Source organism: Amycolatopsis sp. SID8362, assembly GCF_010550475.1.
Taxonomy (GTDB): domain Bacteria; phylum Actinomycetota; class Actinomycetes; order Mycobacteriales; family Pseudonocardiaceae; genus Amycolatopsis; species Amycolatopsis eburnea.
The window spans coordinates 1-7,539 of the sequence record NZ_JAAGNB010001721.1; the positions used below are offsets into that span (position 1 = coordinate 1).

At 70.5% G+C, this 7,539-nt stretch carries 9 protein-coding genes and 1 pseudogene; 4 read left to right on the top strand and 6 right to left on the bottom strand.

Annotated features, from left to right (window positions below):
- Window positions 1-283, bottom strand: a pseudogene (locus G3I65_RS52690) (MFS transporter); the annotation flags it as partial.
- Window positions 284-344: 61 nt separating this feature from the next.
- Between G3I65_RS52690 and G3I65_RS52695 the strand changes: the two are divergent.
- Complete coding sequence (locus G3I65_RS52695) at window positions 345-1,277, top strand: DUF5937 family protein (RefSeq protein WP_163046912.1); 933 nt, start codon at window positions 345-347, stop codon at window positions 1,275-1,277.
- Window positions 1,278-1,512: 235 nt separating this feature from the next.
- On the opposite strand, the gene G3I65_RS52700 is transcribed toward G3I65_RS52695, so the two are convergent.
- A complete protein-coding gene (locus tag G3I65_RS52700) occupies window positions 1,513-2,391 on the bottom strand; it encodes a hypothetical protein (RefSeq protein WP_160703719.1) in 879 nt (292 codons plus the stop codon).
- A gap of 253 nt (window positions 2,392-2,644) precedes the next feature.
- Here G3I65_RS52700 and G3I65_RS52705 point away from each other — a divergent pair, with 253 nt between their 5' ends.
- A complete protein-coding gene (locus G3I65_RS52705; RefSeq protein WP_160703721.1) occupies window positions 2,645-3,280 on the top strand; it encodes an MBL fold metallo-hydrolase in 636 nt (211 codons plus the stop codon).
- A gap of 17 nt (window positions 3,281-3,297) precedes the next feature.
- Here G3I65_RS52705 and G3I65_RS52710 read toward each other — a convergent pair whose 3' ends face one another.
- Entirely contained in the window at window positions 3,298-4,236 is a 939-nt protein-coding gene (locus tag G3I65_RS52710; protein ID WP_203612746.1) for an SDR family NAD(P)-dependent oxidoreductase, read from the bottom strand.
- Between the two features lie 89 nt (window positions 4,237-4,325).
- Between G3I65_RS52710 and G3I65_RS52715 the strand changes: the two genes are divergently transcribed.
- Window positions 4,326-4,976, top strand: a complete 651-nt coding sequence (locus G3I65_RS52715) for a TetR/AcrR family transcriptional regulator (protein WP_160703723.1) — start codon at window positions 4,326-4,328, stop codon at window positions 4,974-4,976.
- A 36-nt stretch (window positions 4,977-5,012) separates the two neighbouring features.
- Here the strand turns inward: G3I65_RS52715 and G3I65_RS52720 are convergent, their stop codons facing one another.
- From G3I65_RS52720 to G3I65_RS52730, 3 genes are all read right to left on the bottom strand, one after another.
- Window positions 5,013-5,708: a DUF2334 domain-containing protein gene (locus G3I65_RS52720; protein WP_309236092.1), complete on the bottom strand. Its 696-nt coding sequence runs from the start codon at window positions 5,706-5,708 to the stop codon at window positions 5,013-5,015.
- Between the two features lie 74 nt (window positions 5,709-5,782).
- On the bottom strand, window positions 5,783-6,247 hold the full coding sequence (locus G3I65_RS52725) for an NADPH-dependent FMN reductase (protein WP_160703725.1): 465 nt from the start codon (window positions 6,245-6,247) through the stop codon (window positions 5,783-5,785).
- Window positions 6,168-7,163: a phosphoribosylaminoimidazolesuccinocarboxamide synthase gene (locus tag G3I65_RS52730; protein WP_160703727.1), complete on the bottom strand. Its 996-nt coding sequence runs from the start codon at window positions 7,161-7,163 to the stop codon at window positions 6,168-6,170. Before G3I65_RS52730 ends, G3I65_RS52725 begins: the two co-directional genes overlap by 80 nt.
- Window positions 7,164-7,210: 47 nt before the next feature.
- On the opposite strand from G3I65_RS52730, the gene G3I65_RS52735 reads away from it, so the two are divergent.
- Window positions 7,211-7,539, top strand: a 329-nt coding sequence (locus tag G3I65_RS52735; protein WP_160703733.1) for an S-adenosyl-l-methionine hydroxide adenosyltransferase family protein, incomplete at its 3' end; no start/stop codon positions are given.

Genomic DNA, 7,539 nt, shown 5'->3' on the forward strand with positions numbered 1-7,539 from the left:
CGTTCGCGGCCGCGGCCAGCACGGCGAACCCGGCGGCGGTGAAGAGCAGCAGCGCCGTCAGGCCGCGGGCCGGCCCGACGCGGTCGAGCAGCCGCCCGACCGGCACGGCACCGGCCATCTCGGCGACGACGAAGACCGACATGAGCACGCCACCGAGCCGGTACGACCCGGTCGTGGCCGTGGTGAGCAGGGTGAACGCGAGCGGCGCCATGGTCGCCGGGAGCCGGGCGAACTGCACGCCCGCCGACCAGCGCCAGTAGGCGCGATGGGTGAACAACGACATGACTGCACCCTGGTCGGCACTGTTCTTGCGGCACACTGATTCGGGTGAGAGCGAATCCGCGATGATCGAGCTCGTCCTGACCGCGGCCGGCAGCCAGCGCGTCCGGTTCGCGATCTCGCCACTGGAAGAGGTGCTGGGCGCCGTCCAGACGCTGCTCGGCGTCCGCGCGCACCCCGCGCACCCGCCGTGGCTGTCGGAGCTTCCCGACGTGCCCGAGCTGGCCGCGGTGCTCAGCGCGCGGCACTACATCACCGAGTTCCTGAGCCCGCCGCCCGCCGGCCCGGAGACGACGGCCGCGGCGCAGCTGCGTGCCGTGCGCGCGACCCCGCCGTCCCAGGTGGCACTGGAGCTGGAGATGGTCGACGCGGACCTGTCACTGCTGCCGGACGACCCGGCGACTGCGCGCGACCTGCTCGCCGACCAGCTCGAGACCGTGTGGCACGCATTGCTCGAACCGCAGTGGCCCCGCCTGCGCGAACTGCTGGCGGCGGACATCGCGTTCCGCACCCGGCAGCTGGGTTCGGGCGGCATCGCGGCGATGTTCTCGGAGCTGCACCCGCGCGTCCGGCTGTCAGGGACGTCGGTGCTGGTCGACGTCCGGGCTCGCGAGCGGCTGGAGATAGATTCGCGGGGACTGCTGCTGATCCCGGCGGTGTTCGCGTGGCCGGGCGTGGGCGTGGTGACGGTGCCGCCGTGGCAGATTTCGGTGCTGTACCCGGCTCGCGGGGTCGCTTCGCTGTGGACGTCCGCGACAGCGTTGCCGGAGGCGCTGGCCGAGGTCCTCGGCCGGACCCGGGCGCTACTGCTGGCGACGTTGGACCGCCCGGCGGCGACGACCGAGCTGGCGTCGCGGCACGGACTGGCGCCGGCGACGGTGTCGGCGCACTTGACGGCGTTGCGGGGCGCGGGGTTGCTGGCTTCGGAACGGCGTGGACATCGGGTGCTGTACCGGCGGACGGAACTCGGGGACGCCTTGCTCGCGGGGAAGCTGTGAGCAACGGACAACAAGGCCTTCACGACTCTTCACTTAGAATAAATCATCTTATCGAGCGGAAAACCGCTCGTGATCGGCTTCGAGGCGCTAGAGTCGCCAGTCTTCGACCGGCTCGTCCGGCCGAAGAGTTCCATGATGCCCAGCAGAGGATGAGAATGATTCACAACGGTGGCGAAGGCGGAGACACGTAGTTCCGCCTGCAACAGCACAAAGAGGGCCCCGTCCCTCGGACGAGCTACCTCGGCTTTTTGAGGTCAAGGCGCATCCCGACGCGCACCCGTGGCGGGATGTTCCTCACCACCAGGGAGACCTCGGTCGGCCCGACACCGTTGCGCCGGACCGCCAGCGTGTAGTCGTGCTCCCCCTTCACCAGTCCGATCGCGTCGCAAGCCACGTCGCTCCCCTCCGGTAGCTGCACGGCGTACTCCAAGTAGTCGGCGACACAAGCGAACGTCAACGCGAATTCGTCGGGCTGCCGGTCCCGCATCAGGGGTGCGCACTTTCCCGGCCATTCCTTTTCGATCACCATGACGATTTCGTCACCACGCCTGGCGGGACTTCCGAAATGGGCGATGACTTCCAACCTGTCGTCATTCAGCCAGGTGGATGTCGCATCGCGACGCGTGCCACCGATGCCGTCCACTTCCAGCGACTTGACGTTTATCTTCACTTTGCGGCGCGCCTTCTCGGACTGGTGCCAGCCCGCGCCGGTGCGAATGGCGAAGAAGTCGAGCAGGTCGCATTCGACGACCGCCCTGACGGTGATCACCTCGCTCGCGTCGCCGTTGGCCCGCACCGCGGCGGACTCCACCCAGCTGGCGATCCGCCACGAGTGACCGTGCCGTTCCTTGAGGACGCTGCAGTAGTACTGGAGCAGCCGTCGGTCGAGTTCCGTTCGTGACCGCCATTCGACCCGGTTCGCGATCAGGAGGATGTACAAGCCGATCACCCCGAGGAGAACGGCGACGATTGCGCCCGCCTTTATCGCGGTATTCCCGAGCAATGCACTGAGCAGCCCGCCGAAGGCCAGGATACCCAGCACGCCTTCCACCAGCCCCACAATGCCGGTGTAGACGACGTAGTCCCGGAGCCAGCCGAGGAAACTCTTGAGCATCTGGACGCCCACTCCTCACCGCGACGAGTGCCAGACACTCCAGAATAAGCCACCGAGACACAATTCGACGAAGTTGCTCCGTTCGGGGTGGACAGATCAAGGACATTTTCCGAAGCAGAAACCGAGCGTCACCGACGACGCGGATTCCGGCTCAGCCGCCGGGCCGCGGCCAGCGCCCGGCCACCGAGCGTGTTGGCGAGGTGACGACAAGCGGGACTAGGCTGGAATCGTCCACGTGCAAAGGAGAACATCGATGCGTATCGTCCATTTCGGACACGCCTGCCTGCTGCTGGAGACCGGCTCCGAGCGGATCCTGATCGACCCCGGCGCGTTCTCCACCGGGTTCGAGGGCGAGCGGGAGCTGTCGGCCGTGCTGGTCACGCACCAGCACTTCGACCACCTCGACGTCGAGAAGCTGCCGAAGATCCTCGAAGCCAACCCGGAAGCGAAGCTGATCGTCGATCCCGGGTCCGCCGAAGCCGTCCAGAAGCTGGGGGTCCAGTTCGACGTCGCCAACGTCGGGGACGCCTTCGCGATCGGGGACACGTCCGTCAAGGCCGTCGGCGGGGAGCACGCCGTGATCCACTCGGACATCCCCGTCATCCCGAACATCGGGTACGTCTTCGACGACGGCGCCTTCTTCCACCCCGGTGACTCGTTCTTCGTGCCGGAGCAGAAGATCGACGTGCTCGGGCTGCCGACCGGCGCGCCCTGGCTGAAGGCCGGGGAAGCCGTCGACTACCTGCGGGCCGTCGCGCCGCGGGTGGCCGTGCCCATTCACGAGGCCGTGCTCGCGAACCCCGCCATGCACTACGGGCTGTTCGGCAACCTCGCGCCCGAAGGGACCGAGGTCAAGGTGCTCGAGCGGGCCGAGCCCGCGAAGCTCTGAGCCGCGCGGCGTGCCGGTCACGACACCGGTACGCCGCACAACTCGGCCGCGCCACGCCACAACTCCTCCTCCCGCTCCTCGTCGTACGACTCCGGTGAAGACGGCACGACCCGGCCGCGGTCGAGGTACGCCCCGGATTCGCTTGGCCGAGCCATCGTCACGGCCGCCGCCAGCTTGACTCCGGCCACCTGCGGGCTCGACGCGATGGGCGTCGCCCACAGCAGCGGAAGCAACCACCGGAAACCGAAGCGCTGGATCGCGCCGGCGTCACGGACGAGACCCGTACCGGGGACCAGCCCTGGCGTGTAGGCGTAGACGTCGATCTCGGGGAACCGCCTCGCGAACGCGTGCACCAGGTACTGCACGCCGAGCTTGCTCGTCGAATAGGCCCGGCGCCCCGCGGTCACGGTTTCGGCTTCGGGGCCGGTGCCCGGCCGGGCGAGATCCCGGGTGCCCGTCCAGCGGGGTGCCGGAACGAGCCCCAGGTTGTGCCGGAAGTCGCCGAAGTGCGACTCGCTGCCGGTGATCACCACGCGCGCGCCCGCTTCGAACCGGTCGGCGAGCAGGCGGAGCAGCAGGTAGTTCGCCAGGACGTTGATTCCGAACGTGGCTTCGAAGCCATCCGCCGTCGCCTTCGCGGCCGACGCCATCTGGACCCCCGCGTTGCCCAGGAAGCCCGCCAGCGGTGGGATTTCCCGCTCGTCCAGCATCGCCCGCACGGCTTCCGCCGCCGCGCGCACCTGCGCCAGGGAGCCGAGGTCGCACGACACCGGCCGGACGTTCGCGTTCCCCGTGCGCTCGGCCAGCTCCCGCGCGAGCCGGCGCCCGGCCTCCTCCCCGCGCACGACGACGAGCAGCAGCTGGTCAGGCCGGTCCCGCAGCAGCCGTTCGGCCGCGACCCGGCCGATGCCCCGGCTCGCACCGGTCATGAGCAGGGTCTTCGTCGCTTCGGTCATCCCGTCCCCCTTCACTCGATCAGGTACTCGATTCGAATTGGTACTCGGTACCGTAGCGCACTCGATACCGAATCCGCTACCGTGGAGCCATGAATCAACGCCCCTCGCTGCGGGAGCGGAAGCAGAAACAGGCTCGCGAGCAGATCGTGGAGGCCGCCTTCGAACTGTTCGCGGAGCGCGGCTTCGCCGAGGTCACGGTCACGGACATCGCGGAGCGCGCGGAGGTGGGGCGCACGACGTTCTTCCGGTATTTCGGTGACAAACAGGAGGTGGTGTTTTCGGACGAGCAGCAGCTGCTGGACCACTTGGCGGAGCGCCAGCGGGCCTTACCCGGCGGGGCACCGCAAAGCCTGCCGGCCGCACTGGAGCAGATCCGCGCCCTGGTGCTGGAAGTGTGCGCGGAAGCCACGACCGACGCCGAGCGCTACGAGATGCACCAGCGCCTGGTGGAGCAGAACACGGAGCTCAAGGACCGCAGCGCCCGGAAGCTGCAACGGTTCGCCGAGCTGGGCGAAGCGATCCTGCTGGAGCGCGGCACGCCCCGCGAGGTCGCGGTACTGGCGGCGCAGATCGCCGTGGCCTGCTACCAGGCGGGCAACCGGTTGGCCGGCGCGGACGCACCCGCGCTCGCCCCAGCGGTCGACGTGGCCTTCGGTCAGCTCGACGTGCTGCTCGACCCGAACCCGGTGCACGGGTTCCGCGGCGAGGTCCGTCCCCCCTCGGAGGGCGGCGGTGTTTGACAACTCCAGAGTGAGAAGCGATGTCCCGCGGGTCGTTCAGGCCGCCACCGTGCGCAGCGAGCCGTAGGTCGCGCCGAACGCGCGGTTCTCCAGTGCGACGTCGACGGCGTCCAGCAAGGCCTGCCGGAGGCCGGGGCGGGTGAGGTCCGTGGCTTCCACCCCCAGCCGGACCAGCCCGCCCCGGCGGGCCGCGCGAGCCGCCGCCAGTACCAGCGCGAAGCAGCGGACCGTCTCCGTGCGGTGCGACTGGCTCGTGAACTCATTGACGCGGGCGCGGCGGACCTCGCCGGTGACGAGGTCGCGCACCGCGCCGAGGTCGGCGCACAGCCGGAAGCCGTGCTCGGCCAGCGCCTGCAGCGTGCCCTGGGACGCGATCCAGCGCGGCGGTGCGAAGCCGTCGACGTCGAGGCCGGCGGTGTCCAGCAACGCCTTCGCCGCGATCAGCCGGAGCCGGGCCTCGTGCGCCGGCAGCGTCGCGAACTCCGCCTTCTTGCCCAGGTACACCGTGCGGTGGGTGGGCGTGACGGTGTGGTCGTAGCCGTGCAGCAGCACGGAATCGCCGGTGCGGGCGCGGCTGCGCACCCACTCCGTCACCGGGCCTTCGCCGGTGCGGGCGGCGTACAGCAGGGACAACGGCACTTTCCGGCGGTCGAGTTCCGCCGCGAGGTCGGCGCACCGGTGCAGCGTGCGCGGGGTGATTCCCGACAGCGAAACCAGCAGGCGAGCGTCCACGCCACCATTGGGACGCACGCGTCTGAAACTCCCGTGAACTGCGCAGAACGGGCGGGCGACCGTTGCCGGAAGGGTCAGACGCCGTCGCGCAGCAGCCGCACGGCCATCGCGATCCGCCCGCGCAGGTCGGGGTCGGCGACCTGCCCGTCGGCGACGTCGGCGCGCGAGACCGGGATCCGGGCGCACGCCTCGTCGACGATCTTCGCGCCCGCGTACGTCAGCACCTTGCGCAGCGAGTCGTGCGCGTCCCGGCCGCCGGTCGGCGCCGCGATCGAGGACGCGTTGATCCACGCCACCGGCTTGCCGTAGATTTCGCCGCCGCCGACCGTCCAGTCGAGGAGGTTCTTGAACGAGCCCGGCAGCCCGCCCGCGTACTCCGGGGTGCAGATCAGGATCGCGTCGGCGGCCTTGATCGCTTCTCTGAGCGACGCGACCGCCGGGTGCAGCGGGTCACGGTCGTCATCGGGGTTGAAGTGCGGCAGATCGCCGAGGCCGGTGTACGTCTGGCTCGCGGTGAGCGTCGCGACGGTCCCCAGCACCGCCGCATTGCCCGAGCCTGCTCGCAGGCTGCCGCAGATCAGCAGGATCACGCGGCCAGTCTGCCAGGGAAAGCCCGGTGATGCGGCGGTACGCCTCGAGGTAGCGGTCGCGCGTGGCGGTCACCACCGCCGGCGGCAGCGGCGGCAGCGCGGAGACGCAGTCCCAGCCGGAGGACGGGCCGACCAGCCAGTCGCGCACGTGCTGCTTGTCGAACGACGGCCGCGGCCGTCCGGGCCGGTGGTCGCCGGCGAGCCAGTAGCGCGCCGAATCCGGGGTCAGCACCTCGTCCGCGAGCACCAGCCCGCCGGTGGCCCCGATGCCGAACTCGAACTTCGTGTCCGCGAGCAGCAGCCCCTGCTCCGCGGCCCGCGCGGCACCCCGGCGGTACAGCTCCAGCGACGCCTCGCGGACCTCCTCGGCGAGCGCGCGGCCGAGGATCGCCGCGAACGTGTCGAAGTCGATGTTCTCGTCCGGTTCGCCCGGCCGCGCCTTGGTGGACGGCGTGAAGATCGGCTCCGGCAGCCGGGCGCATTCGGGCAGCCCGGCCGGCAGCCCGAGTCCGCAGACCGCGCCCGACCTGCGGTAGTCCGCGTACCCGCGCCCGGTCAGGTACCCGCGGACGACCGCCTCGACCGGCAGCATGTCGAGCCGCTCGACCAGCAGGCCGCGGCCGCGGAAGGCGGCGGGCACCAGGGGCCCGTCCGAGGCCACCAGGTGGTTCGGCAGGACGTCGGCGAGCTCGCGGAACCAGAACGCGCTCATCGCGGTGAGCACCCGGCCCTTGTCCGGGACCGGGGTGGGGAACACGCGCTCGAAGGCCGAAATGCGGTCGGAGGCGACGACCAGCAGGTGGTCGGCGCCCACGGCGTAGAGGTCGCGGACCTTGCCGGCGGCGACGGTGGGGAGGGGTGTCACGGACTGAACCCTAACGCGCACCCTCCGCCACCATGGATGATGCTGGCATGGCGTACGACTGGATCTCGGTGACCACCGACTACGGCCTGCGCGACGGCTTCGTGGCGGCCTGCCACGGCGTGATCGCCCGGCTCGCGCCCGCCGTGCGCGTGATCGACGTGACGCACGAAGTACCCCCTCAGGACATCCGGCACGGGGCGATGGCGCTGGCCCAGACAGCGCCGTTCCTGCCCGCGTCGGTGCACGTCGCGGTCGTCGACCCGGGCGTGGGCACGGCGCGGCTCGGCGTGGTCGTGGTCGCCGGGGACGGGCTCCTGGTCGGGCCGGACAACGGCCTCCTGCTGCCGGCCGCGCAGGCGCTGGGCGGGGTCCGGGC

Bases quoted from the DNA above. Each gene is read 5' to 3' on its own strand.
- G3I65_RS52695 (WP_163046912.1), top strand. From the start codon at position 345: ATGATCGAGCTCGTCCTGACCGCGGCCGGCAGCCAGCGCGTCCGGTTC.
- G3I65_RS52700 (WP_160703719.1), bottom strand. From the start codon at position 2,391: ATGCTCAAGAGTTTCCTCGGCTGGCTCCGGGACTACGTCGTCTACACC.
- G3I65_RS52705 (WP_160703721.1), top strand. From the start codon at position 2,645: ATGCGTATCGTCCATTTCGGACACGCCTGCCTGCTGCTGGAGACCGGC.
- G3I65_RS52710 (WP_203612746.1), bottom strand. From the start codon at position 4,236: ATGACCGAAGCGACGAAGACCCTGCTCATGACCGGTGCGAGCCGGGGC.
- G3I65_RS52715 (WP_160703723.1), top strand. From the start codon at position 4,326: ATGAATCAACGCCCCTCGCTGCGGGAGCGGAAGCAGAAACAGGCTCGC.